Annotated in this window: 17 protein-coding genes and 1 tRNA gene; 7 read left to right on the plus strand and 11 right to left on the minus strand. The window is 59.0% G+C overall.

Annotation, left to right across the window (positions count from 1 at the left end):
• Nucleotides 1-22 precede the first annotated feature (22 nt).
• The 3 genes from AC0AII_RS06630 to AC0AII_RS06640 are packed head-to-tail and all read right to left on the minus strand — an operon-like array spanning nucleotide 23 to nucleotide 4,912.
• Nucleotides 23-2,137, minus strand: coding sequence for a beta-galactosidase (locus AC0AII_RS06630; RefSeq protein WP_490446561.1), 2,115 nt, complete (start codon nucleotides 2,135-2,137; stop codon nucleotides 23-25).
• 33 nt (nucleotides 2,138-2,170) lie between these two features.
• Nucleotides 2,171-3,526 carry a glycoside hydrolase family 30 protein gene (locus tag AC0AII_RS06635; protein WP_490446562.1) on the minus strand — a complete coding sequence of 452 codons (1,356 nt, stop codon included), beginning with the start codon at nucleotides 3,524-3,526 and terminating at the stop codon, nucleotides 2,171-2,173.
• A gap of 51 nt (nucleotides 3,527-3,577) precedes the next feature.
• Complete coding sequence (locus AC0AII_RS06640) at nucleotides 3,578-4,912, minus strand: MFS transporter (protein ID WP_490446563.1); 1,335 nt, start codon at nucleotides 4,910-4,912, stop codon at nucleotides 3,578-3,580.
• 299 nt (nucleotides 4,913-5,211) lie between these two features.
• Between AC0AII_RS06640 and AC0AII_RS06645 the strand changes: the two genes are divergently transcribed.
• Nucleotides 5,212-5,829, plus strand: a complete 618-nt coding sequence (locus tag AC0AII_RS06645; RefSeq protein WP_490446592.1) for a TetR/AcrR family transcriptional regulator — start codon at nucleotides 5,212-5,214, stop codon at nucleotides 5,827-5,829.
• A gap of 60 nt (nucleotides 5,830-5,889) precedes the next feature.
• Here the strand turns inward: AC0AII_RS06645 and AC0AII_RS06650 are convergent, their stop codons facing one another.
• Nucleotides 5,890-6,534: a sugar O-acetyltransferase gene (locus AC0AII_RS06650; protein ID WP_490446564.1), complete on the minus strand. Its 645-nt coding sequence runs from the start codon at nucleotides 6,532-6,534 to the stop codon at nucleotides 5,890-5,892.
• Between the two features lie 84 nt (nucleotides 6,535-6,618).
• The gene (locus tag AC0AII_RS06655) at nucleotides 6,619-12,099 is read right to left on the minus strand and encodes an acyl-CoA dehydratase activase-related protein (protein ID WP_490446565.1); all 5,481 of its coding nucleotides are present in this window, start codon (nucleotides 12,097-12,099) and stop codon (nucleotides 6,619-6,621) included.
• Nucleotides 12,100-12,586: 487 nt separating this feature from the next.
• Here AC0AII_RS06655 and xseA point away from each other — a divergent pair, with 487 nt between their 5' ends.
• On the plus strand, nucleotides 12,587-13,861 hold the full coding sequence (xseA, locus tag AC0AII_RS06660; protein ID WP_490446593.1) for an exodeoxyribonuclease VII large subunit: 1,275 nt from the start codon (nucleotides 12,587-12,589) through the stop codon (nucleotides 13,859-13,861).
• A 45-nt stretch (nucleotides 13,862-13,906) separates the two neighbouring features.
• Nucleotides 13,907-14,242: an exodeoxyribonuclease VII small subunit gene (locus AC0AII_RS06665; RefSeq protein WP_232349618.1), complete on the plus strand. Its 336-nt coding sequence runs from the start codon at nucleotides 13,907-13,909 to the stop codon at nucleotides 14,240-14,242.
• Nucleotides 14,243-14,248: 6 nt separating this feature from the next.
• Here AC0AII_RS06665 and AC0AII_RS06670 read toward each other — a convergent pair whose 3' ends face one another.
• On the minus strand, nucleotides 14,249-15,274 hold the full coding sequence (locus AC0AII_RS06670; protein WP_490446566.1) for an endonuclease/exonuclease/phosphatase family protein: 1,026 nt from the start codon (nucleotides 15,272-15,274) through the stop codon (nucleotides 14,249-14,251).
• 165 nt (nucleotides 15,275-15,439) lie between these two features.
• Between AC0AII_RS06670 and AC0AII_RS06675 the strand changes: the two genes are divergently transcribed.
• Nucleotides 15,440-15,512: transfer RNA gene (locus AC0AII_RS06675), tRNA-Arg, on the plus strand.
• A 320-nt stretch (nucleotides 15,513-15,832) separates the two neighbouring features.
• Here AC0AII_RS06675 and AC0AII_RS06680 read toward each other — a convergent pair.
• From AC0AII_RS06680 to AC0AII_RS06695, 4 genes are all read right to left on the minus strand, one after another.
• Complete coding sequence (locus AC0AII_RS06680) at nucleotides 15,833-16,585, minus strand: Fic family protein (RefSeq protein WP_490446567.1); 753 nt, start codon at nucleotides 16,583-16,585, stop codon at nucleotides 15,833-15,835.
• A gap of 397 nt (nucleotides 16,586-16,982) precedes the next feature.
• A complete protein-coding gene (locus AC0AII_RS06685; protein WP_490446568.1) occupies nucleotides 16,983-18,338 on the minus strand; it encodes an ABC transporter substrate-binding protein in 1,356 nt (451 codons plus the stop codon).
• A gap of 104 nt (nucleotides 18,339-18,442) precedes the next feature.
• Nucleotides 18,443-19,411, minus strand: coding sequence for a carbohydrate ABC transporter permease (locus AC0AII_RS06690; RefSeq protein WP_490446569.1), 969 nt, complete (start codon nucleotides 19,409-19,411; stop codon nucleotides 18,443-18,445).
• The gene (locus AC0AII_RS06695) at nucleotides 19,408-20,331 is read right to left on the minus strand and encodes a carbohydrate ABC transporter permease (protein ID WP_198189570.1); all 924 of its coding nucleotides are present in this window, start codon (nucleotides 20,329-20,331) and stop codon (nucleotides 19,408-19,410) included. The genes AC0AII_RS06690 and AC0AII_RS06695 overlap by 4 nt, the downstream gene beginning before the upstream one ends.
• 242 nt (nucleotides 20,332-20,573) lie before the next feature.
• Between AC0AII_RS06695 and AC0AII_RS06700 the strand changes: the two genes are divergently transcribed.
• Together AC0AII_RS06700 and AC0AII_RS06705 are read left to right on the plus strand one after the other, a co-directional pair.
• The gene (locus AC0AII_RS06700) at nucleotides 20,574-21,596 is read left to right on the plus strand and encodes a LacI family DNA-binding transcriptional regulator (RefSeq protein WP_463318882.1); all 1,023 of its coding nucleotides are present in this window, start codon (nucleotides 20,574-20,576) and stop codon (nucleotides 21,594-21,596) included.
• Nucleotides 21,597-21,665: 69 nt separating this feature from the next.
• Nucleotides 21,666-21,818 (plus strand): hypothetical protein, encoded by a 153-nt coding sequence (locus tag AC0AII_RS06705; protein WP_490446570.1) that lies wholly within the window; start codon nucleotides 21,666-21,668, stop codon nucleotides 21,816-21,818.
• A 383-nt stretch (nucleotides 21,819-22,201) separates the two neighbouring features.
• On the opposite strand, the gene AC0AII_RS06710 is transcribed toward AC0AII_RS06705, so the two are convergent.
• On the minus strand, nucleotides 22,202-25,150 hold the full coding sequence (locus AC0AII_RS06710; RefSeq protein ID WP_490446571.1) for a glycoside hydrolase family 3 protein: 2,949 nt from the start codon (nucleotides 25,148-25,150) through the stop codon (nucleotides 22,202-22,204).
• Nucleotides 25,151-25,575: 425 nt separating this feature from the next.
• Between AC0AII_RS06710 and AC0AII_RS06715 the strand changes: the two genes are divergently transcribed.
• Nucleotides 25,576-25,704: a hypothetical protein gene (locus AC0AII_RS06715; RefSeq protein ID WP_257468465.1), complete on the plus strand. Its 129-nt coding sequence runs from the start codon at nucleotides 25,576-25,578 to the stop codon at nucleotides 25,702-25,704.
• Nucleotides 25,705-25,732 lie beyond the last annotated feature (28 nt).

Here is a 25,732-nt window from a genome sequence, read left to right on the forward strand (position 1 = left end):
AGCCGATCAGACCGGGACCGGTCTATCGAACGATGATCGCCAGATCCCAGGGTCCGATGGTCATGGGCTGGCCCTGGTCGACATGAGCCTGAGGATCAGCCTGCCCGTCGGCCACCAGCAACTGCCCACCATAGGGCGCGTCCAGCCTGACCTCCTTGGATGAATAATTGAGCAGGTAGGCGACCTGCTCCCCCAGGGCGTTGATGCCCTCACGCACGGTGACCAGGCCAGCCAGGTCCCGGGCAGGACCGCTCAAGCCAGCCGCATCCGCCGCATCCGAAAGCAGCAGTCGCATGCCCTGGGCCGAGGGTAGGGTGCCTATCCATTCCGCCCTGCCGTGGCCGTAATCATGGCGGGTCACAGCCGCATACCGCCCCCAGACCGGGTGGTCATAGGAGGCCAGGACCTGGGTGCCGGGTCGCGGGTTCAGCAGTTCGATCAGCCCCTGGCACGCCAGTCCAGCCTGGTCGGCCCCATGCAGATCCAGGGTCAGACCCCTGCCGGGACGGGTGAACTGGTTGTAGTCGATGCCGAACACGTCGGTCAGCAGGTGGGGGGCCTTGTCATGCCAGACCTTGAGATTCTCGTCCGCCACAAAGGAGCGCAGCGTGGCCACCAGATGACCTCCCTGACGGACGTAATCGGCCAGGGCCTTCAGCGTATCCTCATTGCTGCTGTAGAGGGCAGGAACCAGAACCATGGCATATCGGCCCAGTTGGGACTGGTCAGCCTTGTCGCTGATGAAATCGCACTCGATGTTGAGCTCGAAGAGGGCATCGTAGACCCGTCTGACCACATCGTTGTAGGAGATCTGCCCCTGCTGGCGGGGGAAGCCGGTCTCCAGGGAGAACCAGTCCAAGGCGGTCAGGGAGTCGTTGCCCACCATGATGGCGACCCTGTTGCGCTTTCGGAGGTTGATCAGGCGCTCCCCCACACCCTTCTGTGCTACCTGCCTGCCGAACTGGCCGGCCTCCTCATAGGTGGGGTTGGGCTCCATGTCCTGCGAAAGCAGACCCTTCCAGTAGGTCTCGAAGGAGTTGTGGATGGAATGCCAATGCCAGTACATGACCCCGTCAGCCCCCGAGGCCAGATGGCTGTATGTCTGCAGCCGCAGCTGGCCCGGGTAGGGCAGCCATCCGTTCTGCCCCTGGGCCTCAGTTTCCAGGACCAGGTAGTTGGTGCCACCTTTCAGGCTGCGGGTCATGTCCCCGCCGAAGGCGATCTCCTTGCCGGTCAGGTCATCCTCGGTGGGATGGTAGATGTCCACACCGGCCACATCCAGGCACTCGGCCGCCTCGAAGTGATCGACAGCCGGCTGGACGCCGTATGACCAGCCCGGACCCCAATCGAAATCGAAGTTGTGGGTGACGAACTGGTCCTTTCGGGCATATTCGCGCACGATGCCAGCCTGCCAGGCCAGGTAGCGGCTGACCTGGCTTCGGCGGAAGCGGTCGAAAGCCGACCCCAGGGATGCATTGATGGTCCCGGTCAGATCGGGAAAGTCCTCCCAGGAGTCGATCCTGTTGGACCAGTAGTCCAGGCCGAAGGCCGCATTGAGACGGTCCAGATCATCGTCAAAACGCCGTCGGAGATCCTTGACGAAGAGCCGCTGCATGTCGGGCGACACACAGTCGTAGTACTTGGTCTCGTTGTCGACCTGGTAGCCGATCACCTGGGGGTTGTCGGCCACATGGCTTATCAGCCTGCGGATGACGCGCTCGCCATAGTACCGGTAGGAGGGGTTGACAATGTCCATGATCTGGCGGGCGCCATACCGGTTGTGGCCCTTGGGGGTGTCCGCCAGAACATCCGGGTGCATGGCGACCAGCCAGGAGGGGACCGCGTAGGTGGGCGTGCCCACGATGACCTGGATGCCGAAACGTCCAGCCGCTTCCAGCACCCGATCCACATGGCTGAAGTCGAATACGCCAGGCTGGGGCTCCAGGGTGCTCCAGGTGGATTCGGCGATACGAATGGTGGTGATGCCGGCGGATTTCATCATGGACATGTCCTTGTCCACCCGCTCATAGGGCATGTATTCGTCGTAGTAGGCGCATCCGAAGATGAGCCTGTCCGGCAGACGCGTGCGGCCTGACGAAGCTGAGTGGTCCTTGGTTCGGACTGCCTTGTCTGACATGATGAACTCCAATCTTAATCTACAAGACTCATTTCATAGGACGAAGGTGTTGAAGGATCGCGGCTCCAGAGTCGCCTTGAAGCCTTGGCTCCCTTCGTTATCTTCTCCTGGCCCGGAGAAGGAGAAGGGCATGGCGCGATCCAGGGCGTTCTGGACCACCACAACGACCGATCCATCCGGGTTTTCGAAGGCTGTGGCCATGGAGCTGAAATGGCCGCGGGTATCCAGCAGGCGAGCGCCCGGGCGCACATAGTGCGAGTAGTGGCGCATGACGTAGTACTCGGGGTTCCGCCTGACCTGGCCGGTGCTGGTGTCGACGGTGAAGAGGGAGTTCTGCCGCCAGCCCCAGGTGGATATGCCTTGGCCCAGGACCATGTTCCAGTAGGTGTAGCAGGTGGCTCCGGCCCGAAGATACCGGTTGACCAGCGAGAAGACGTATTCGGCGTACTCCCAGGTGTTGCCGCCCATGCCGCATTCGGACTCGGTCTGCTCCAACTCGATCTCTGGCCAGGACTGGTGGGTGCGCTCGATATCATGCTGGCCGGCCCACTGGTAGCCGATGCCGGCGATGTACCTGCGGCAGTCCTCGTCGAAGAGGATGTTGTCCACGTACCGGTTGTAGTTCTCCAGGGTCATGCCTTCGGGACCGAATTTCATATCCTCGGGACCGTTCAGGGTTCCTAGGAAGATGGCCGTGTCCGGCGCCTCCTTGGCGAAGAGGGGGCCCAGATAGTCGCGAATGAAGATGCGCATGTCCTCGCTGGACCAAAGACAGGAGGGGAACTTCTGATCCGCAAAGACCTCGTTCTGCACATGCAGCTGGTCGATGTGGATGCCGCGGCGGTCGTACTCGCGCACATACCGCAGAAGATAACGGGCATAAGCAGACAGGTTGCGCTCGCTCATGTCGATTCGCCCGAAATTGTAGACCTTGGGTCGTTTCATCCAGGTTGGCGGACTCCAGGGGCTGGCGAACAGTCCCATGTCCGGTTGATACTTCTGGGCCTGGCGGATATACGGAATCAGGGTCTGCTCGTCGTGGTCGACGCTGAAATGCTTCAGATCATAGTCACCGTCGGTTTCGTCGTAGCTGTACCAACTTGCAGCGAAGTCATTGGCACCCACCGGAGTCCTGTTGAAGGTCAGATTCAGCTCGTCCGGGCTGAAGAGCTCACGGATGATCCCCTCACGTTTCTCCTCCCCCAGCTCTTGCAAGGGCAGCCACCCCAGCTCATTGAAGCAGCCGCCAAACCCTCGCAGCGTCTGCTTTTTGGCACCGGTACATTCCAGATCAGCTGACGTCTCCATGGCGGAGGCAGCCAAGTGCTGCTCCTGCATGGCCTGCTGCCGAGTGGTTGCAACCCAAATTGGTCCTGCATTCCTATTCATGGATCTTCTGCTCCTTTGCATATTTTCCCTGTATGACCGTAGAGGCCAGGATCACTTGACGTTTCTGATCATCAGGATAAAGACGCATCCCAACAGGGCAAAAACGATGGCCGTGGGGAAAGCCGCCGCATAACCCCAGTTCAGAGTGATGAAAGACATGACCAGAGGACCGGCCATTTGCCCCAGTGTGGTGGCCAGGTTGAGGATGCCAAGATCCTTGCCGGCCTCCTCCTTGCTGGGCAGGACATCGACGTTGAGCGCCTGGTCGACGGACGAATAGACCCCGTAACCGAACCCGGCGATGCCGGCGTACAGATACATGCCCATGACCGTGGGGCTGATCCAGGGCATGGCGATGCCGATGGCAAACATAACTGAGGCGACGACCACTGGCACCTTACGCCGCCCGATCAGGTCGGAGACAGGTCCGGAGACCAGCGAACCCAGCAGGGAAACCACCATGGTGATGACTGACATGACCGAGATGGTGGCGGCAGCCTGGGTTACGGTTTGGCCCACATACTTTTCAATGATGTAGAGCTGATAGGCAGAGATCATCTGATAACTCAACAACATGCAGAGCCTTCCGGCGAAAGCCTTATAGAAGTCGTGTGCCCCATGGAAGCGCGGAGGCTGGAAAGACTTGAGCACATCCATAAGGGTGCCCTCATCCTTGGGCAGGTATGCAGCCGAACCTTCCCTAGGCATGATAAGAATGGCTACGACACCACCCAGGAACATGAGTACGCCGGCTAGAACGAAGCCAGTGAACATATGGGTCACTAAGGCCGCGCCGATCAAAGAGCCGATGGGCGAACCGATAGTAGAGCCTGCTCCATAGAAGGCGGACAGGGTCCCGCGCACACCGGATGGCACACGATCGGACAGAATGGCCACCATAGGGGCGATCATGCAGTTCAGTCCGAACATGCAGAGGCAATACACAATAGTCAGCAGAACGGGGTTGGTGGTCATGCCCGTCAGGAACAGGGTTACACCACCAAGGACTGCACCACCTAGAATCCATGGAGTTCGACGCCCGTACCGGGAGCGGCTGCGATCTGAGAAGTTGCCGAAGAGCAGATTGGAGACCAGTGAAGCCACGGCCGTACAAGCATTGACTATGCCCATCAACGCCTCGGGAGCGATGCCGGGGACCAGCTTGAGATGTTCGGGAAGCAACACGACGCTGACGATTCCCAAGCCCGACATCCACAGAATGCCGAAAGCCAGGAAGCTCACACCAAACCGAAACAGGGTCTTCTTAGGAACCGGTCTACCAGTCTCAGGCGATAATAGTGGATCACTCTGTGCTGCAGCAAGGGCAGCCTTATGCGCCTGCAGAAGTTCAGAATCGTCCGGTGCAGGGGTTGTTGAGTCGCTCATGGTGTCGACCTCTTTCAACTAGTCTTCTCTGACACGTCCAATGTGTGGCGGACAACCATATCTACCAACCATTAGATAATCACATATCTAACAGGTATTCGATATATTTGTCAAATCAATCATCCAGCGCGGATTCGCGAACGACAAGGACTTCCTCGTCCAATACCCTACCGAGTCGAGACCCTGTCGAGCCTACGGGCGTCACCGTTATGAATCCGGCCACCATGTACCATGAGTATCAAACGACCGGCAGCACCCAGGCCTTCAAGGACAACGAAAAGGAGCCGCAAGACCAGACAATGGCGAGCAGAACCAGAAAGTCACCCGAGGTGAGACGGGCGGAAATCACACATGCCGCCGCCCATCTCATCAGCCAACATGGATACAACGGCATATCGCTCAAAGATGTCGCTGACATGGTGGGGATGTCACAGCCGGGCGTCCTCCATTATGTGGGCAGCAAGGAAGGGTTGCTATCCCTCCTGGTCACGGACATTTATGACGTCAATGGCACCCCGGAGGAATTCGTGCAGACAGGCCTGCCCGGGTCCGACCCCAATCATCCCCATCTTCCGGCCTATTTCGACTATCTGGTCGCCCACAACGCGGGGCGGCCCGAACTCACCCAGCTATATACGGTCCTGGAAACCGAGGCCATCTCCACCAACCATCCCTTGCATGATTACTTCATCCGCAGGCCGACAGAGGTCTGGAAGCACTATTCCAAATTCCCCTGGCTGCTTCCTGATGGCATAGGATGGGCGACAGAGATGCCAAGCAAGGTGAGGATGAGCCTGGAAGTGATGGACGGCATACAGATACGACTGCTGCGTGAGCCGAAAATCGACTACGTCCGGGAATGGAGCCGGTTCAAGGCGCTGATCTTCCCCTCCCCGCTCTGGGATGGATATTGCTGATCAAAACCACGCCCGCAGGAGTCAAGCCGACAAAGTGATACCGGGCACCGGCCAGCCCGACTAGTCCATCCTGAAAGGCCGGGCATCATAAGGCGCCTGATACCGACGATCCCTCCAGAAGTATTCATAATCGTGATCATTGATCGGACGGACGACCTTGCAGGGGTGGCCGTAGGCGACCACGTCGGAGGGGATGTCCTTGGTGACTAGGGACCCTGCCCCGATGACCGTGTTGTCTCCGATGGTCACTCCCGGCATGACGATGGCGCCTGCTCCGATCCACACATTCCTGCCAATGCTGACCGGGACCGAGAACTGGGGCGTGCCATAGACGCGTATATCAGGGCGAACGGTGTGCCCTGTAGTGACGATGGTGACGTTGGGCCCGAACATGGTGTGGTCGCCTATGTCAATGCGTCCATCGTCGACCAGAACCAGGTTGAAGTTGGCATAGCATTTGCTTCCCCAGTAGGTATTGCAGGCCCAGTTGGCCCGCACTGGTCCCTCAATCCAGCTGCCTTGGCCGAATGAACCGAACATCTGTTTGCAGAGATCCTGTTTTTGCCCCACCTGGCTGGGACGGCAGGCGTTGAACTCGAAGACCAGATCCTGCTGGGCATCCTGGACCTGCTTCATTTCGGGTGTATCGGCAATGTAGATCTGATCGGTGTCCAGCAGAGCCTTGATCTCCTCGCGGCTGGTCATGGGAAGCCCCTCTTTCCTTGATCTTCGTGGTTCAGCAATTCCGAGGCCGGCGGGTGAGCCCCGGAACCGGCCTCGGCCTGGCGGCTACAGGCTCTCCAGAACCTTCTCATCGTCCTGTACGGGTTCTGCCTGGCCAGCATCCAGGCCGGTCGATCCAGATGCCTGGGATTCCACGTTGGTCTTGTGGTCCTGGCTGAGCTTCTGCTGGTCGCCCGGCTTCTTGGCGGCGGCGATCATCAGCTTGATCCTGTTGAGCTGGTTGGCCTCCGAAGCGCCGGGATCGTAGTCGATGGAGACGATGTTGGCCTCGGGATAGGTCCTGCGAATCTTGCCGAACATGCCACGTCCTGTCACATGGTTGGGCAGGCAGGCGAAGGGCTGCGCACAGACGATGTTGGGGGCGCCGGACTGGATCAGCTCGATGATCTCGCCAGTCAGGAGCCAACCCTCTCCGGCCTGAACGCCCAAGGAGGTGACCGATGCGGCCTTCTCCCTCAGGTCGGTGATATGAGCGGGAATGTCGAACTTCCCATGGGAGGCCTTGAAGCCGGCGATCATGGGGGCACGGTAGGCATCCGCCGCCTTGAGGACGATCTTCTTGACGCCTACTGGTCCGCCTGTGCCCAGCATCTCCTCGTTCCATTCGGCGTTGGAGATGCCGTTGACCATGAAGTCGCAGACACCGGGGAGCACGGCCTCGCAGCCCTGGCTCTCAATCAGGTCGACCACGTGGTTGTTGGCATCGGGATGGTACTTGACCAGGATCTCCCCGACTACGCCAACTCGCGGCTTGCGGGGAATATTGCGCAGGGGCAGCTGGTCAAAGGCCCGGATCATCCGCTTCATCAGCGTGCGGTAAGGCAGATATCCATGACCGTAGACCTTCTTGGCGGTCTTGGAGTACCCGTGGTGTTCGATGGTCTCCTTGCAGATCGTGTCCCAAAGCTTGTAGAGCCTGTTGGCCGAGCCGGGCTCCTGCTCATAGGGGCGGACCCTGAGCAGGCACTCGATTATGGCATCGCCCAGATAGAAGGCCTTGACGGCGCGGTGCAGCAGGGCCGGGGTCACCTGAAGGCCGGGATTGGCCTTGAACCCCTGCACGCTCAACGTGATGATCGGCACGTAACCGTAGCCCGCATCAGCCAGGGCCTTGCGCAGAAGGCCATAATAGTTGGTGGCTCTGCACATGCCGCCGGTCTGGGTGACGATGACCGCGCACTTGTGCGGGTCGAACTTTCCGGAGAGGAAGGCGTTGACCAGCTGCCCCACCACGATGATGGCAGGGAAGCAGGCATCATTGTTGACGTACTTGACACCGGTGTTGATGTCTTCGGCCGTGGCATGCTTCAGGAGCTCGAAGTGGTAGTCGGCGCTGGAGAAGACCGCCTCCAAGAGGGAGAAGTGCACAGGTGACATCTGCGGCGCCACCACGGTGAATTTGTGCCCCATCTCCTTGGTGAAGCGATGCTCAGTGGCGTACTTGGACAGGGTCGGTTTGGCTGCGGCTCCGCTAGGATTGACTTCCAGGTCCTGTTCGGCCGGAGGCTCTGCCAACTTGCTTTCGGCTTCCTGCTCCTTCTGCCGCGAGGCCATGGTCTCCCGGATGGGCCTGATGCCCATGGGATGAAGGCCTATCAGACCCTGATCGCTCTTATCGTGCAAAGCCACGAACCGTGCCAGAGCCACAATGTCTGCCTTGCGCTGGGATAGGCTGATCTTCTGCGCGTTGGTGGACCGGAATCCATCGGATTTCGGCTGCTCGGACGCATTCGCATCCGCTGCTTCGATATGTCCGGCTGGCTCTTGAGAATCTTGCGAACCTTCCGAATCGGATGAATCCCCCGCCTGAACCAGGTCAGGCAATGGGTGGGCATCCTTGACCGCAACCTTCGCAGGCGCCTGCTCCCTGGCGGGAGCTTCCTCCTGGTCTTCGCTGTCCTCCTGGGCCAGATCCCGCTGATGGCGTTCGTCCATGGCGGCCTTCAGCGAGCGCAGGCGAATCTTGGCTGCACCCAAGTTGGAGACCTCGTCGATCTTCAGTTGCGTGTAGACATCGCCCTTGTCGGCCAGAATCTCCTGAACCTGGTCGGTGGTGATGGCATCCACGCCGCATCCGAAGCTGACCAGCTGAACCAGCTGCAGGTCGGGATACTCGGAGACGAACCTGGCTGCCGAATAGAGCCTGGAATGGTAGGCCCACTGGTCGGTCACCCTCAAGGGCATCTTCTGATGGTCGGCACCGAAGCTCGGCACGGTCTTGCGGAACTTGGCAGCCGTGGGGTTGTTGGAGGCCAGGGCCCGCTCCCCCGCCGCCGGAATAATGTAATCGCTCAGCTTGGGCAGGTCATGCACGTCCAGCTCGCAGATGGAGTCCTCGGAGAGCACAGCCATGCCCAGGGAGCAGATGGTCTCGGGAATGCCGTGGTTGACTTCGGGATCCACATGGTAGGGGCGTCCCGACAGGACCACGCCCTTGACCCCGTACTCCTGCATGTAGGCCAAGGCACGAAGCCCCTCCTGGCGGACGTCCTCCTTGAACCGGGCATCCTCCCGGTAGGCCTCCTGGACGGCCGTCCGGGCCTCCTCCTCGCTCACCTTGGCCCAGTCGAAGACCTTGACGATCCGGTCGACCATCTTCTCCCTGTTGGACAGATTGAAGTAAGGCCGCATGAAGCGGACACCGTTCTCCTTGAGCTCGGCCATGTTGGCCTCGATCACCACCGGATAGTTGGCCACGATGGGGCAGTTGTAATGGTTGTCCGTGTCGGGAACCAGCTCCTGCTCATAGGTGACGCAGGGGTAGAAGATGGTCTTGATGCCCTTGTCGACCAAGGAGTGAATATGCCCGTGGACCAGCTTGGCCGGGTAGCAGATGTTCTCGGAGGCGATGGACTCCATGCCGCTCTCGAAGAGCTCGTGGTTGGAACGCCCGGAGATCATGACCCGGAAGCCCAGGGAGGTCAGCAGGGTGAACCAGAAGGGGTAGTCCTCATACATGTTGAGCACACGGGGAATGCCGATATCGCCCCTGGTGGCCTTGTCGGGGGTCAGACGACGGTAGGCGAAGGCCCGCTTGTACTTGAAGTCGTAGAGGTTGGGTCTGTCGGAGCGCTTCCTGTTCTTATCGCCGCCACGTTCGCAGCGGTTCCCGGTAACATAGCGACCGCCGTCCTCGAATTCGGTGATGGTCAGCTTGCAGTGGTTCTGGCAGAGCTTGCAGACATCGTGGGTGGTGGTCATGGAGAGATTGTCCAGATCATCCCCCGCCAGGATGGAGCTGACCACATGGCCAGCCTCCACCTTCAGGTCGGGCAGGGTCGTCTTGAACCCCTGTTCGTTCTTGGAGGCAATCTTGTTGGCGGCGGGCGGTGACACCTTTGACTTGGTGAAAGTCGGAGCCCTGTTGGGGGTGGTGGGCGTGCTGCCCACGGACTTCACCCCGTCGGCCATATGAGAGCCGGCAGCGGTCAGATCCTCGACCTCTTCATTCTGCGGGCAGTGCATGCGGGCCGTCAGTGCAGCACCATAGGCTCCCATGAGCCCGGCGATGTTGGGCCTGGTCACCTTGCGACCGGTCAGGAGCTCAAAGGCCCGCAGGACGGCATCGTTGAGGAAGGTGCCTCCCTGGACCACGACCACAGGCCCCAGGGCATTGGCATCGCGCAGCTTGATGACCTTGTAGAGGGCGTTCCTGACCACCGAGTAGCAGAGCCCGGCGGCGATATCCTCCGGGGAGGCGCCCTCCTTCTGAGCCTGCTTGACCGAGGAGTTCATGAAGACCGTGCAGCGGGAACCCAGATCGGTCGGGGCCTCGGAGGCCAGCGCCTGCTTGGTGAACTCCTGGATGCTGATGCCCATGGACTGGGCGAAGGTCTGCAGGAAGGATCCGCAGCCTGCCGAGCAGGCCTCATTGACGCAGATCGAATCGATGACCCCGTCGTTGACGGCGATGTACTTCATATCCTGCCCGCCGATGTCGATGACCGAGGTGACGCCGGGGCTGATCTCCTCGGCGGCCCGGTAGTGGGCCATGGTCTCAACCACGCCCTCGTCAACATGCAGGCCGGCCTTGACCAGGCCCTCACCATAGCCCGTAGCGCAGGCGCGGGCGATGTAGGCCCCCTCCGGCAGGGACTTCCTGACCTCCTTGACGATGTTGGCGGCGGCAATCAGCGGGCTGTCCTTATGCACCCCGTAGGTGGACCAGACGATGGTCTTGTCGTCGTTGATCAGCACGGCCTTGATGGTGGTGCTGCCCGCATCGATGCCCAGGAAGTGCGGCCCCTTGGCTCCTGACAGGTCTCCGGTGGGGATGACCTGGGCACCATGCCGGTCGTTGAACTCCTTGCGCTCGTCTTCGTTCAGGAAGAGCGGGCGGATGGTTCTGGCCGTCGAGGGCATGTTCTCCAGGCCCTTCAGGGCGGAGAGAACGCCATCCAAGGAAGTCAGATCAAAGTGCATGTCCTGATTTTGGCTGGCATCCTTGGCGGTCTCAGTCGCCGGAACCTTGTTCTCACCGTCTACCAAGGTGGTGGTGCGGCCATCCTGCATGGCATCCTGCAGGGCCATCCTGTCCAGGCTCGAAGCCTTCTCGGACCGCGCCTTGTCGACCTCTGCCTGGTCCAGTCCCCAAGCTGGGCCGAAGGGGTCATTCACATCGGCCTCAGGCGAGTAGTCGGTCTTGACCTGCGCTGTGCTGTCCTGGTCATCCTGGTCGCGGCGACCAGCCATGATGGCGGCGCCGTAGGCCACATAAAGGTGTGCATTCTCAGGGATAATGTAACGGCTGACCCTGTCCTGGAGAATCCGCTTAAAGGCTTCTCTGAGCTCGCTCATAAAGAAGAGGGGCCCGCCCAAAAAGATCACGTTGCCGCGGATGGGACGTCCGCAGGCCAGACCGGAAATGGTCTGTGTGGCCACGGCGTTGAAGATGGAAGCGGCCAGATCCTCCTTGGCAGCTCCGTCGTTGATCAGTGGCTGGAGGTCGGACTTGGCGAAGACCCCGCAGCGTGAAGCAATAGGATAAATGGTCTTGTACTTGGAGGCCATATCGTTCAGGCCGGAAGCATCGGTGTTGAGCAGGGTGGCCATCTGATCGATGAAGGCTCCGGTCCCGCCTGCGCAGGACCCATTCATCCGCTGCTCCGGTGTGGGCTTCAAATAGGTGATCTTGGCATCCTCGCCGCCCAGCTCGATGATCACATCCCCCTCGGGATAGGTGGCATTGATGGCCTCGGTCTCGGCGATGACCTCCTGGGCGAACTCCGCCTGCAGCTGACTAGCCAGTTCCAGCCCGCCCGAGCCGGTGATCACCAGGCTGATGGGATTGCCGGCCAGACCAACCCGTGACAGGGAAAGCTTGATGTCGGTGACCAGCTCAGCCACACACTGCCGCACATTGGCATGGTGGCGGCGATAGTCGCTGAACAGCGCCTGATCCAGCCTGTCACTCGTGCCAAGAACCACGGCCTTGACTGTGGTGGAACCGATGTCCAAACCCACACGCAGGAGATCCCGCGGTCCTGTGCCCTTATATCGACCCGTTATGTCGACGCCATCAGACATGAAACAACCTCAATCCGTGAGACCGCCGCATGATGGGTCCAAAAGCAGACACCACATCATATCCGGCTTACTCTATTTATGCTACCGCCAGAGCGTGAATAACTTTTGCGATATCAGGGAATCGAGGCTGTCGCCTTCGACACATCTTCCAGCAAAACCGCCTCTGTTGCAGGTACATCAATGCACTGGTTGCAACCCTTGTCCTCCACACTTTCGCCTCAATTCCAGCCCGCTCGCACATGGAAGAAAAGCCGCTGTGCCCTTGGCGAAATTGGCTCAAGAGCAATCGACAGAGTGCCTTCAGAGAACCTGCAGAGTATATGGAATTGTCCCCGTATTGAGAGACCCTGATAGAACGTTTCCTTCACTGACCAGCCCGCATACCATCCTGTACAGGCCGTTGCCAGATAGGTTGGTCAGACTGGCGGAACCGATGGTCAGGAGGTATCAGGTGCGAGCATACATGGGTTCGAACATGCGCGGGTCGATGGGTGCGCCGACCGGCCCAGCACCGTCAGGGCTGGCTCCCAAACCATTGGATCAGCTGCCTCGCCTGGCACGCGATACCACCGAGGAAGACCCTTGGCCGGTCAGCGTGCTCAGCCAGAAGTACCACGACGCTGTGGCCCGCTGGCCCGGAGCCTGGGTGGAGGGTCAGATCGTGGAGATCAACACCCGCCGTACCGGTTCGGCATATCTGACCCTGCGTGACAACTTCGAGGACATCTCCATCAACGTCATGGGCTTCCGGGCCTTTGCCACCCAGGCCAGGGAATTCCGCCAGGGCGACCGGGTGGTAGTGCACGGGCGGCCCGACCTGTGGATCAAGCAGACCCGTCTGAGCTTTATGGCCGACCGGATCAAGCGCGTAGGCACCGGCGACCTGAAGGAGCAGATCGACCAGCTCAGGCGCAAGCTCAAGGGCGAGGGCCTTTTCGATGCAGAAAACAAGGTTCCACTGCCCGAGTTCCCCCGGCGTATCGGCCTGATCTGTGCGCCCAAGGCCAGGGCCGAGGGGGATGTGATCACCAACGCTCGTCTGCGCTGGCCCACCATCGAATTCTCCGTGGTGCACGCCCACGTCCAGGGACCTCAGTGCCCGCCCGAGGTGGTCGAGGCCATCCAGAAGCTGGATGCTGATCCGGCTGTGGATGTGATCATCGTGGCCAGGGGCGGCGGCAGCTTCGAGGATCTGCTGGGCTTCTCGGACGAGTCCGTGGTCCGCGCCACGGCAGCCTGTGTCACTCCCATCGTCTCGGCCATCGGCCACGAGGACGACTGGACACTGATTGACCTTGCCGCAGACCTGCGCGCCTCCACCCCCACTGACGCAGCCAAGCGCGTGGTGCCCGACCTGGTCGAGCAGGAGGGCATCGTCCAAGAGGCCAGGATGCGCATAAACGCGCGCATCCAAAATATGGTCGAGGGCGAGACACGGCTGATTGAGGGATACGCCAACCGCCCCAGCCTGACCAAGCCGCAGACCATGCTGGACAAGCCCCAGCGACTTGTCGACGAGTCCCTGGTCCGCCTGGACATCGCCCTTCGGCGGATCGTGGACGATGCCTCCCTGACCGTGGAGAAGCTCCAGTCCTCGCTGACCGCCCTCTCTCCCCAGTCCACGCTGGACCGCGGATACGCAGTCGTGCAGACCCTGGACGGGAAAGTGGTTGTCAGTCCTCAGCAGGTTCAAGCCGATCAGGATCTGACCTTGACCGTCAAAGAGGGCAGGATCGAGACCAGGGTCGTCAGCGGGCAGTGACCCGTCCGAAATTTGATAACGCACCAGATAAGAAGAGGAGCAGGCATGAGCGACACCGACGAGGAGCAGACCCAGCAGAAGGAGAAGGAGCAGGGCAAGGAACAGCCGGTACTGGCCTCGGCCCTGAGCCAGAAGGAACGCGAGACCATCGCCAAACTGCCCTATGAGCAGGCTCGGGACCAGCTGATCCAGGCGGTTCAGGCGCTGGAGGCCGGCGGCCTGGACCTGGATGCCTCCATGCGTCAGTGGGAGATCGGCGAGGCTCTGGCCAAGCGGGCCCAGGAGCTGCTGGGCCAAGTGCGGGCCAAACTCGATGCTGCTCAGCAGGAGCAGGCCAGCGCCGGGGCCCAGGCTGGCACCCAGTCCAACTTGGATGCCTGAAGTCCCCTACTCCACCATCACCGTGGCCAGCAAGGCCGCATGATCCGAACCCGCTATAGGTACGGCCTGCAGCCGATTGGCCCTGATGTCACGGTCCACTACCACATGATCGATGGCCACCAACCTGGGCAACGGAGCTCGGTTGGCCGGCCAGGTCATGCTCATGCCATGCCCGGCCTGACGTGCCCCATCACTGAACCGCTCTCCCAGCATGTCCCGGAAGACCGCATGATCATAGGTAGCGTTGAAGTCGCCCAAGAGCACGTATCGCGTGTGCTCGTGCTTCCGCAGTTTTCCCAGGTCGGACACGCTGCGTCGCCAGGCATTCCAACTGCCCGGTTGCGGCGAGGTGGTATGAACTGAGACGAATCTGACACTGGTCCTGCCCCTGCCGAAGTCGATGCTGGCCGCCGGCATCATGGAAGAGCGGGAACCTACGTCGTCCTTTGAGGGTGACTGCATTAGCGCAGCCGTCCAAAGCCCGTTGGCGTATTCCTTCGAAGATGTGGAAAGCTGCTCGTGGGGCAGATAGCGGTCGATGCCGGCCTTGTGCAGACGGTCCACAAAGTCCTTGCTGACCTCCTGCAAAGCCAGCACCTCGACCCGGTTGTCGCTGACAGTCTTGACCACCTGATCAGCATCGGCCTGACCCTTGTAGACGTTCAGGGTCATGACCCGGGCCACATTGTCATACCGGTCAGGATGCTCAAGGGCCATGAGCTGATCGGCTTGCCCATTGAGTTCGGATCCTTGCTGGTAGAAGGGATACTGCCAGTAAACATTCAGGGCCAAGGCGGCGATAAGCACCAAAGCTGTAAACCATCGCGAAGCCATCAGAGCCAGGACCAGAGCCAGCAGACTCAAGAAGATGAACCAGGGCGTCAGAGCGGCCAGATCAGGCAGGTAGGGTATCGACGACAGCCATGCAGGGCAGGCACGCGCCGCTAGGGCCAGCAAGCCGACCAACGCCAGCAGTCTGGCCGTCCACCCAAAGACATGCTTCACCAGGAAGGACTGTTTGAATTTCGCCATGATCTCCTCCCAAGGGATACACAGTCAGCTTGACCGTTGAGCAATTGTAAACCATGACCATATGGCCGACAGGGATAGGAGGCTAACTTCTGCAAGAAGCGCATGACGCTACCCGCACACCGGCGACCTGCCCAAGTCCCGCTTCGTGGTACAGTAGTTTCCGTTGCCCCGGTAGCTCAGGGGATAGAGCACTTCTCTCCTAAAGAAGGTGTCGTGCGTTCGAATCGCATCCGGGGCACCCTGAAAGTTCAGGCATAAAGAAATACCTGGCTTTGCTCCCTGCATCCATTTTCCAGCCCAATGACTTTTGTATTCTGACGCGTCGCCTCAAGTATTCCCCGCTAACCTGCATCCACTACATCCACACATGTACATTGGCATGGGCTGCCCGTCCTGGACGAGGTGTCGGTACTGTTAGTCAGACTTATACGCGGTTCGGCTGACACAGGTGCCGGGCAGACCATTGAAATCAGAGCAGCCAATCAGGCACGGGCTGACTTACACCATGTGCTGATTGCTGTGTTCGTTTGACCGTCCCCAGCCGAAGGTAAGAGGACATTACAAGTCAGGGCCGTCCACCTGTGTTCCCTGTGTCTGCTCAGGGATGGAGAACGGCATTTCATCCCCGTTATCTCTCTGCTCGGCCAGCAGTGCCTGCTGCCTGTTCCACCTGGCCAAATGATGAATGATCATTTGATCATTGTTGAGATAATAAGCAGCCAGCTCCCGGTTGAACCAGGCCCTGTCCTTATCAATGGTAGGCACGGTCAGCGGATATTGGTCGCCGTGCGCGATCAGCAACCCATTGCCGGCGAGCAACGCGGTCCTCTTATTGCCGTCACCGAATGGCTGCATCTTGGCTAAGCCAGCGAAAAGGCGCACCGCATCCTCCAGGATGTCTTCTCCAGTTGCTCCCTCAACAGTGCCTCTTATCAGGTATGCAAGGGTGGCGGAATCAGGCACGGGCGGCTCATACTTCCCCAAAGGGGTATTGACCATGACAGGGGTGCGTTCGTCGCGCAGCTTGCCGGGTTCCATGGCGGCAGTCCTTGTCAGCTGTGCGTTGATGGACTTCACATACTCAAGATCGATCGGCTTGCGTGCATAGTCGTAGTGCAGGGTGTACTCTGCGGCCTGTCGCAGGTCAAGCAGAAGGTTGTAGTCAGCCTTGGAATTGACGACCCGAGGGTTGCCCGTGCGCAGGAACTCCTCGGTAGCCATGAAGGTCGACTGCAACCCATCAAAGGTGCGGCCCATGGAGTACAGAAGCCCTGCAAGTTGTTTGGTGTTCAGTGATCCATGCCCGCTCATGTGCATTTCCTTCCGTTCATGTGCTGCTTATTCTCTCATGTCAGCCATGCTTTGCGTCGGCTGTTTTCACCTGGCTTCCGACCAACAGGCAGGCCGTGAGCTGCTTACAGCTGATTTAGCATTGACCTCTTCGGCGACATCGATCGAAAAGAGCTATACACAATAAGTTGTGTCACCACACACGCCAGTTACGGTTATCGAAGAACACCCTCGTATTGCTCATCGGTACATAAAGGCAGGAATGGAGCCACAGTCTTCAATCTGATTCTCACTGCCATCAGTGTAAATTGAATACTGCAGGCCTACACCACGATACGTATGCAAGAGTCGGCCAGGGAAAGACCATCTCTCCCTGGCCGACCATTCATTACAGAACTACTCTGCAGAGCCTGGCTTGCTACTTTTTCACCGTGTAGCCCTGCTGCTTGGCGTAGTTCTGCAGATCCTTCTGCCAGGCGGCGATCCCCTGATCCAGCGTGGCCGACTTGGAGGTGAAAGCGGTCATCTTGTCACCGTAGATTCCACGTGCGTAGACCTCAAAGGGCAGGAACTTGTAACCAGGCAGAACGTTCTTGGCGGCCTGCGACAGGACCTCGTTGAACTTCTGGCCGCCGAAGTAGGCGTTGTCCTTGCCGTCGGCATCCTTCAAGCTGGTCATCGAAAGGAACTCGTTGGACTTCAGCGTGTTGTTGTCAGCCGGGAAGGCGCCGCCATCGACACGGGTCTTAATGCCCTCGGCGTTATGGCAAGCGTATTCCAAGAACTTATATGCAGCCTTGCTCTTGGAATCGTCCTTGGTCTTGATCATAGCCAGCGAAGACCCGCCGTTCTCAGAATTCTCTGTTCCGCCCTTTTCCCAGGTCGGCATCTGCGCCACACGCCACTTGCCGGAGGCATCAGGAGCACCGGACAGCAGGTTGTAGGGCATCCAAGCGCCGGTGAGCAAAGAAGCTATTGATCCGTCATTGAGACCCTTGTTCCAGTCGTCCGACCATCCGGGAATCTTCGTGTTGATCAAGTCCTCGTTGATCATCTTCTGCCAGTAGTCGTCCCACTTCTTGACCTTGGGGTCACCGGTCAGATTGATGGTGACGGTCTTGCCGTCCTTGCTGGTCGCAAAGGGCTTGGCGCCGGCCTGCCAGGTCATGGAATCGAAGAATCCTGCATCGCCTGAGTCCGAGGTGATGTAGGAACCAACAGCCTTGATCTTCTTGGCTGCCTCGTAATACTCATCCCATGTCGTTGGAACCTCGGTCACTCCGGCCTTGTCGAACACTTCCTTGTTGTAGAACAGAGCCATTGGGCCGGAATCCATAGGCAGCGCGTAGACGCCCCCATTCAAATTCACTGAATCCCAAGTGCCTGGCGTGTAGAAGCTCTTGTACCCGGAGGCGCCCATGTCAGACAGATCCTGCAGCTTGTCCTGAGTAGCATATTCGGGCAGAGCATAATACTCGACCTGTGCAAGGTCAGGGGCGCCCTTGTTGGCGGACAGGGCATTGTTCAAGGCCGTGTACTCTTTTTTGTTGGTGCCGACATTGGTGACCTTCACCTTGATGTCAGGGTTCTTGGCTTCGAATCCTTTGACTGTTCGAGGAAGGGTCGAGTCCCATGACCAGACCAAGATTTCGGTCTTCCCCCCTTTGCCCGACGCAGAGGAGCCGTTGCCGGATCCGCCGCAGCCGGCGAGTCCGAACGCCATGGCTACAGCACCTGTCAGGGCTATGACCTTCGTCATCTTTTCGAACCTCATTGTCCCTATCTCCTTTTCTGTTGTCCTTGGCAACAACGCATGACTACTGATATCTTTCGCTGTCCTATGGCTCAAGGCCTATAGCACGGTTTTGGTTTCTTTGGTTATTCTTTGACGGCTCCTGCGGCGAGGCCGGATTGCCAGTATTTCTGCAGGAGGAGGAAGGCGATGACCAGGGGGATGATGGTGATCAGGCTGCCGGTGATGACCAGGTTCTGGATGGCCTGCCCGCCCGCGGTGCTGGCCTGGTCCTTCCACTGGTTCAGGCCGATGGTCAGCGGGTACCAGTCCGCGTCCTTGAGCATGATCAGGGGCAGGAAGTAGTTGTTCCAGGTCGCCACGATCGTGAACAGGGCGCAGGTCACGATCCCCGGCGCCAACAGGGGCAGGCTGATGGTGCGGAAGGTGCGCCACTCCGAGGCGCCGTCCACGCGCGCCGCCTCCAGCAGCTCCCCGGGCACGGCCTGGTCCGAGAAGATCCACATCAGGTACAGGCCGAAGGGGCTGATCAGGCTGGGGATGATCATGGCCCAGGGCGTGTTGGTCAGCCCCAGCTTCGCGAACAGCAGGAACTGCGGCACCGCCAGCGCGATGCCCGGCACGCTGATCGCGCCCAGCACCACCGCGAACACCGCCTTGCGGCCCGGGAACCGGAACTTGGCCAGCGCGTACCCGCCCATCACCGCCAGCAGCGTGGCGCCGCCCGCGCCCACCATCACGTACATGAGCGTGTTCGCCAGCCAGCGGGCGAAGATCCCGTCCTGGTAGGAGAACACCTCCCGGATGTTGTCCCACAAGGCGAACGAACGGCCCGGCCCCAGGCCGAACGTGCTCGTGAAATCCGCCTGCGTCTTCGTCGCGTTCACCAGCAGGTAGGCGAACGGGAACAGGCAGTACAGGGCGAACACGCCGCACGCCAGCGTCAGCCACACCGACCGGCGCGGATTCGACGGGTTCGAGAACCCGCTCGACGCCGCACGACGCCGCTCCGCCCGCTCGTCCGCCGCCACGCGGCGCGCCCGCGCACGCTCCGCCGACCGCACCCGGCGGCCCTCAGCATCCAGCACGCTCATCGCATCTGCTCCCTCATGCTCCGCAGCTGCACCGCATACGCCACCAGCATCGTCAGCGCCGCCATCACGATGGCCAGCGCAGCCGCATAATTGGACTGATTGCCCGAAAAACTCAGATTATACGCATACATGTTCGGCGTGTAATACGTCGTTATCGCATTGCCCGGCACCATGTTCTGCATCACGCTCGGCTCGTTGAACAGCTGGAAGGAGCCGATGATGCTGAAAATCACCGTGATCGCCAGCGAGCCCCGCAGCTCCGGCAGCTTCACCCGGCGCACCACCTGCCACTCGCTCGCCCCGTCGATCGCCGCCGCCTCGTACAAGGAGCGCGGCACCGTCGACAGCGACGAATAGAAGATCAGCATGTTATACCCCGTGAACTCCCACGTATTGATGTTCCCGATCGCCGCCAGCAGCACCGACGGCTGCAGCACGTCCACATGCGTGCCCAGCCACGCGTTCAACGAGCCCACTAGCCCGTACTTCGCCCCGTACATGAACCCCCACACCAAAGCCGACACCACCGCAGGCACCGCATAGGGCAGAAACGTCGAAATACGGAAGAACCGCATCCCATGCAGACGCAGCGAATCCAACGCCAGGGCCATCAACGCCGACAGGCACAGCATGATCGGCACCTGCACCACCGTGAACACCACCACCCGGCGCACCGACGACCAGAACTGCCCATCAGCCAGCAGACGACGATAATTCGCCAACCCCACAAACACCGTCCCCCCGACCATCCGATGCTGAAACAAGGAAATCCACACCGCATACAACACCGGCACCACAAACACCACCACAAACACCACCGCAAACGGCCCCATAAACAACCAACCACGCCAACGAGAACCCATGTGGCCCCGGGGCGCACTACTCGATTGGGTAGCAGCGTCACTAGTAACAGCAGCCATATCTGACCTTCTCCCTCGAAGCTCTGCAACAACACAAACAATCAAGCTCCGACCATATCGAACTGCAATGGACGTTCACCGGATGTTTTCGTTACCATAATAGCATGAATCAGAGAATCCAGTATTCTCTTAATCTCTGATATACTGGTGTTTATAAAAATGGTGTCGCAAACATATTGTCTGCCACCAAGGAGCAACCGACGCTAAGGACGGCAAGCTCCCATGAGCTGGATCAGGTAGGCATGGGACGGAAGAAACAGGTATCAATACAGGACGTTGCACAGTTTGCCGAGGTATCGCCGCAAACGGTGTCGCGAGTCGTCAATGACAGCACGGCTGTGCGCCCCCACACCAGGCAAAAAGTGCTGAACGCCATGGAAGCCTTGGGCTATCGACCGAATTATGCCGCCAGGGCATTGAAACACGGCCGGTTCAACAATATTGGCATCGTCCTGTTCAACATCACCACATTTGGCAATGCGCGCATCCTGGACGGAGCTGTGGAAGCCGCATCAGAATTCGGATATGCGGCGACCGTGCACGTAGTGAACCACTCATCGGAGATTACCTTGGCGGACATCGTAGAGCAGATGAAGCAGCTGCCTGTGGACGGCGTCATCGTGGTGCTCGAACAAAGAGTCGGCGATTTTGATCGTTTCAGACCCAGCAAGGAGCTTCCCGTCGTGCTCATCACCGAGAAGCCTTCCCCTCATTGCCCCACTATCGATGCCGATCAATATGGATGCTCGACTTCGGCCGTCGAATATCTGCTCAACAAAGGCCACCGCACTGTTTACCACATCTCAGGCCCCTCGACTTCACGGGCCGCGGAAAGCCGGGCCAAGGGATGGAGAGACGTCCTTCAGGCTCATGGCATCCCAGTGCCGCCTACTTATATAGGCGATTGGGAAGCAGACAGCGGATATGAGGCAGGGCGAGCCTTGGCGCATGAAGCTGATTGCACAGCCATCTATGCAGCCAACGACCAGATGGCTTATGGGGCCATTGAAGGCCTCAAGGATTCCGGCAAAAGAGTACCTGAGGATGTCAGCGTGATCGGTGTCGACGATTCTCTGATCGGGACAGTCCCCAGATTGAGCCTGACCACCATGCGCATGGACTTCGAAACCATCGGGCGCGAGGCCTTCGCCAAAGTCAAGCTTCAGTGCGAGGGAGAATACGTTCCTACAAACACCAAGACGCTTATTCCGGCGAAGTTGATCCAGCGCGGCTCAGTCAGCGACATCAGCCAGCGTCAGGAATAATCGAGGTAAGGTCGGCGACCCCGTCCCCTAAACCATCCCGATTCAGCATCATTGCCTTGGCCCAAGTAGATGTCAGATCACTGGTGCCTAGCCGGGCAGCAAACAGCCATGGAACGCCGGTTCAGCCAACGTGATCTGGCTGCCTTCGACCGCATGCTGGCCTATTTCATCACTCTGAACTCCGATGATTCCTCCCTGGCCGGAAAGAAGTCTCGCTCATGAGCGCAACCCAGGCAAGCCCCCGCAGGGTCATCGGTGCAGTGGTAGCCACTAGCATCATGTCCTTCTGCGGCGTGATCGTGAAAACGGCTATGAACATCACCTTCCCGGCCCTCATGAGCCATTTCAGTATCAGGATCTCCAGCGTGCAATGGATGACCACCCTCTACCTGCTGGTCGTCGTCTCCATCACCCCGCTCTCAGAAACCGCAGTGGAATTAATGTCCAATACCCGAATCATGTCGTGCAGACCAGGGAAAGCCGAGCCCCTCGGGCATCGATCCCAAACAAGCAGGCCAAGTAAGGTTAAGCCTCCGATTCTGATATCAATACTAAGGCGGGGCAGGAGCCATCATGCCCCTGCCCCGCCTTGGAGACCCGAATCGTCAGGATTCCTGCTGCCCATTCTGGTCCGTCAGGTCACCACGACCAGTGACGACCGCGTCAGCCTGCGAGCGCCGACGCAGATAGCGTCTAATGAATAGAACCTCGGCGGCAATCGCGAGTATGGCCGTGAGGACATCCACGCCGATCACCATCTTCTTCCATGCTGGCATGGCATTCGCCTTGGCTCCACCGTCGTCATAGGCGCCGCTGTTCACCACCGTGTAGAGGATGTGCTTGCTGGCCTGACGCAGATACTTCACCGACGACGGGGACTTGGGATTGTCGACCACATTGGGGCCATTCCCATACGTCGAGAGCATGGCATCAACTCCATTGGGCAGGGCGTTGTCTGCATTCATGAAGCCACGGCCGTCAGCCCCGAAGGAGTCCGTAAGAGCCATGCCCTTGAAACCCCATTCGTTGCGCATGATCGTGTTGATCCACCCCTGTTCTCCGGACCACTTGGTGCCTACGTAGTCCCAGCCGACCATGGTCGCGTCGGCCTTGCCTTGTTTGACGGACATCTCAAAGGGCCGCAGGTAAATCTCCCTGGCTGCCTGCTCATTGGACCAGATGCTGACCATCATCGCATTCGAATCGTAGAGGGCGAAATGCTTGATATAGGCGTATACACCCTTGGATTTGGCTCCTGCCACTGCATTGGCACCAATGACTCCGGCAAGTTCGCCATCCTCTGAGAAGTACTCAAAGTTTCGGCCGCCAATGGATGTCCTGTGAGTGTTCATCGCCGGAGCGTACCAGCCAACGATGCCCATCTCACGTGCCATCTTCCCCATGATCTCGCCGTACTGCCGTGCCAGGTCCGCACTCCAGGTGTTGGCCAGAACAACGGCTACCGGGAATCCAAGCGAACCCTTCTTGGTGAAGTTGTTGTTGATGGCTGCAGGACCATCCGCATCCGTCGTCGCCACCTTGCCAATGGAATCAACAGCAGCCGTCTGGAAGCCAGCCATCGAGGTGAGCTCAGACATGTCCTTGACCGACATCTGATCAAGCAGCTTGTCCCAGCGGGGGTCATCAGCCGACGCGCCGCGCAATTGAGCCAGCTTCAGATGGTTCTTGGCACCCGTGGTGGGCATGGCATCCTGCTTGCGGGTGTATGTAGCCCTGTCGAAGTCAGCGTTCGTATGGTACTGGTCGACATACTTCTTGGGCAGCTCCTTCAGCGCAGGGGCAGTAGTCGCCTGCTCATAGTTGGCGAAATGATCCTTGCGGGATAGATAGTTGACATCGCCGGCAACTTCGTCGATATGATTGGTCGCCACTGTCTTGTCGCTGGGCCTGGGATTTCCTTTTCCATAGACCACGTCCTTATCGACTGCATACTCCTTATGATCGATCACGTGATGTGAGTCGGACTTGATGGAAATCTCGTAAGCACCGCGCTCAAGCACATAGGCCTTGTGACCCAGATAGTCATAGGAGGCCAGCCGTTCCTTGGGAATGGACACCTTGATGGTCTGGGACTGCTTGGGATCCAGCAGACGGGTCTTTTTCAATGCGATCAGGTTGGCTGTGGCTTTCTCCAGGCCGCCGTTGATATAAGGCGGATTGGAGTACACCTCGACAGTATCCTTGCCCGAAGCGGATCCGGTATTGGTGACGGTGACGGCGAACCCGAGCGAATCGCCCTCGTCTTTGATATCGGACATTTTCTGGCTGAAACTGGTGTAGCTCAGGCCGTAGCCGAATGGGAACTGAACCGTGGAGTCGTAGTCGATGGCACCTTCGGAGGCGGCCGTCTCGTAATACTTGTACCCGACGTAGATACCCTCCACGTAGTTGATGTATGACGGCTTGAGCTTGAAGGTGACGCCCTTAGCCACCGGCAGGCTGACGGCCTTGCTTTTGAGATTCTCATAGTCCGTGGCTGCGGCATTGTTCCACCACGGCGCCTTGCGCATGTCATAAAGGAAGGTGTCGGTCGTACGTCCAGACGGATTGATGCGACCGGACAGGATTTCCCCCAAGGAATCGAATCCGACATTGCCGGGCGCAGGAACCCAGAGGGCGGCACGAATCTGAGGATGATCTCTGAGGAATCCCAACTGCATGGGGTTTGATCCGTTATAGAGGAAAATGACCTTGTCGAAGTTTTTGCAGACCAGGTCGATCATGTCCCGCTCTGTGCGCGACGCCTGCAGATACGATTCCCCTGGTTGGAAGTCTGCATATTTGTCGGAATTGTTGCGGTATTTGTCGGCAGGCAGCTGGCTCATGTCCTGGGGCATGTCGTTGTAGCCCTCGCCGCCGACCCTGGCCAGCGTGATCACTGCAGTATCCGAGAAAGCCTTGGCCTTGGCCATGACATCATCGGTGTAGCGGTCGGCAGTGACCTCTGGAAGGGACCAGCCTTTGTTGAAGGTGCTGTTGGATGAATCCCGTTTGCCCAGTTTGGAATAAAGCGAGCTCAACTCATCATTGGTCTGAAAACCGGCCTTATGCAGACCCTCCTTGAGGGATTGGATGTCATAGCTGGCGTTGATGGCGCCCGACCCTGTGCCTCCGTAAACGGGATTCTCCGAGGCCCAGCCAAAGAGGTTGAGCTTCTTCGTATCGGTGAGCGGCAGAAGGCCATCATCGTTCTTCAGCAGTACGAATCCTTCTCCCGCGATGGATCTGGCCACCTTGCCAGCCTGGGCGGTAGTCGCATCCGAAATCTTCGCCTTCCCTGCAGCATCCGAGTTCATGGACAGATTCAACAGCGTGGACATGGGCCCTGTCAGTATCATGCTGACCACAGCAACCAGAGCCACCAAGGGCACGGCTATGGCATTGGACCGGACCAGTTTGCGGACCGGAACGGACCAAAGATGAGCGAGCGCCGCAACAATAATGGCGGCAATGACGATGAGCGCGAAGACCACCAGATACCATTTGATGGCATCTATGACTCCCACCACGTCAGACCATGCTATCTGGAGCATGCTTAACCTCCTCGTTGAAATGAAGCTCCCATGCAGCCGGACCAAGGCAATGTCACAGCCCCAAAGCCATCAACACAGATAGCCAGGAGACTTCGAAAAGTTATGTCTGTAAAAGCCAACACTATCGGAAGCGCATACAGCCATCAATGCCCAGGCACAACCTGTCATTATGCATGCATGATCTGCGAAGGGCCTGGCTGGTATTGATGGAGCTGGTTATACTGAATTTCTGACTCATGCCGCCATCTGCCTCTCTATGCGGCGGCTGAAAACTCAGTGCTAGTGCAACGGCAACCAGGGCCACAGCTACGATGGGGAAGAGATAGACCTGCTAGTCAGACAGGTCTATGAAGGCATGGTGGTAGATAAGCATCAACCAGAGGGAGTAGCCGGAGGATCCGTTCCCACCCAGAATCAGGGCGGGCATGGTCGGCGTGAAGAAGGCGAAGGTGATGACGGCATTCAGATTGAAATGTTTGGTCAGCGCCAGGCCTGCGATGACCTGTGCCAGCCAGAACCAACCCGACGGCCAGACCCTTGAGCAGGCGCTGTGACTTCGGGTCTGCAGACGGTGGAGATTGA

Source organism: Bifidobacterium sp. VU/mBH4 (B4), assembly GCF_058199535.1.

Excerpts from the sequence above, each read along its gene's own strand:
- AC0AII_RS06630 (WP_490446561.1), bottom strand. The coding sequence starts at position 2,137 with ATGTCAGACAAGGCAGTCCGAACCAAGGACCACTCAGCTTCGTCAGGC.
- AC0AII_RS06635 (WP_490446562.1), bottom strand. The coding sequence starts at position 3,526 with ATGAATAGGAATGCAGGACCAATTTGGGTTGCAACCACTCGGCAGCAG.
- AC0AII_RS06640 (WP_490446563.1), bottom strand. The coding sequence starts at position 4,912 with ATGAGCGACTCAACAACCCCTGCACCGGACGATTCTGAACTTCTGCAG.
- AC0AII_RS06645 (WP_490446592.1), top strand. The coding sequence starts at position 5,212 with ATGGCGAGCAGAACCAGAAAGTCACCCGAGGTGAGACGGGCGGAAATC.
- AC0AII_RS06650 (WP_490446564.1), bottom strand. The coding sequence starts at position 6,534 with ATGACCAGCCGCGAGGAGATCAAGGCTCTGCTGGACACCGATCAGATC.
- AC0AII_RS06655 (WP_490446565.1), bottom strand. The coding sequence starts at position 12,099 with ATGTCTGATGGCGTCGACATAACGGGTCGATATAAGGGCACAGGACCG.
- xseA (WP_490446593.1), top strand. The coding sequence starts at position 12,587 with ATGGGTGCGCCGACCGGCCCAGCACCGTCAGGGCTGGCTCCCAAACCA.
- AC0AII_RS06665 (WP_232349618.1), top strand. The coding sequence starts at position 13,907 with ATGAGCGACACCGACGAGGAGCAGACCCAGCAGAAGGAGAAGGAGCAG.
- AC0AII_RS06670 (WP_490446566.1), bottom strand. The coding sequence starts at position 15,274 with ATGGCGAAATTCAAACAGTCCTTCCTGGTGAAGCATGTCTTTGGGTGG.
- AC0AII_RS06680 (WP_490446567.1), bottom strand. The coding sequence starts at position 16,585 with ATGAGCGGGCATGGATCACTGAACACCAAACAACTTGCAGGGCTTCTG.
- AC0AII_RS06685 (WP_490446568.1), bottom strand. The coding sequence starts at position 18,338 with ATGAGGTTCGAAAAGATGACGAAGGTCATAGCCCTGACAGGTGCTGTA.
- AC0AII_RS06690 (WP_490446569.1), bottom strand. The coding sequence starts at position 19,411 with ATGAGCGTGCTGGATGCTGAGGGCCGCCGGGTGCGGTCGGCGGAGCGT.
- AC0AII_RS06695 (WP_198189570.1), bottom strand. The coding sequence starts at position 20,331 with ATGGCTGCTGTTACTAGTGACGCTGCTACCCAATCGAGTAGTGCGCCC.
- AC0AII_RS06700 (WP_463318882.1), top strand. The coding sequence starts at position 20,574 with ATGGGACGGAAGAAACAGGTATCAATACAGGACGTTGCACAGTTTGCC.
- AC0AII_RS06705 (WP_490446570.1), top strand. The coding sequence starts at position 21,666 with ATGTCAGATCACTGGTGCCTAGCCGGGCAGCAAACAGCCATGGAACGC.
- AC0AII_RS06710 (WP_490446571.1), bottom strand. The coding sequence starts at position 25,150 with ATGCTCCAGATAGCATGGTCTGACGTGGTGGGAGTCATAGATGCCATC.
- AC0AII_RS06715 (WP_257468465.1), top strand. The coding sequence starts at position 25,576 with ATGGTCGGCGTGAAGAAGGCGAAGGTGATGACGGCATTCAGATTGAAA.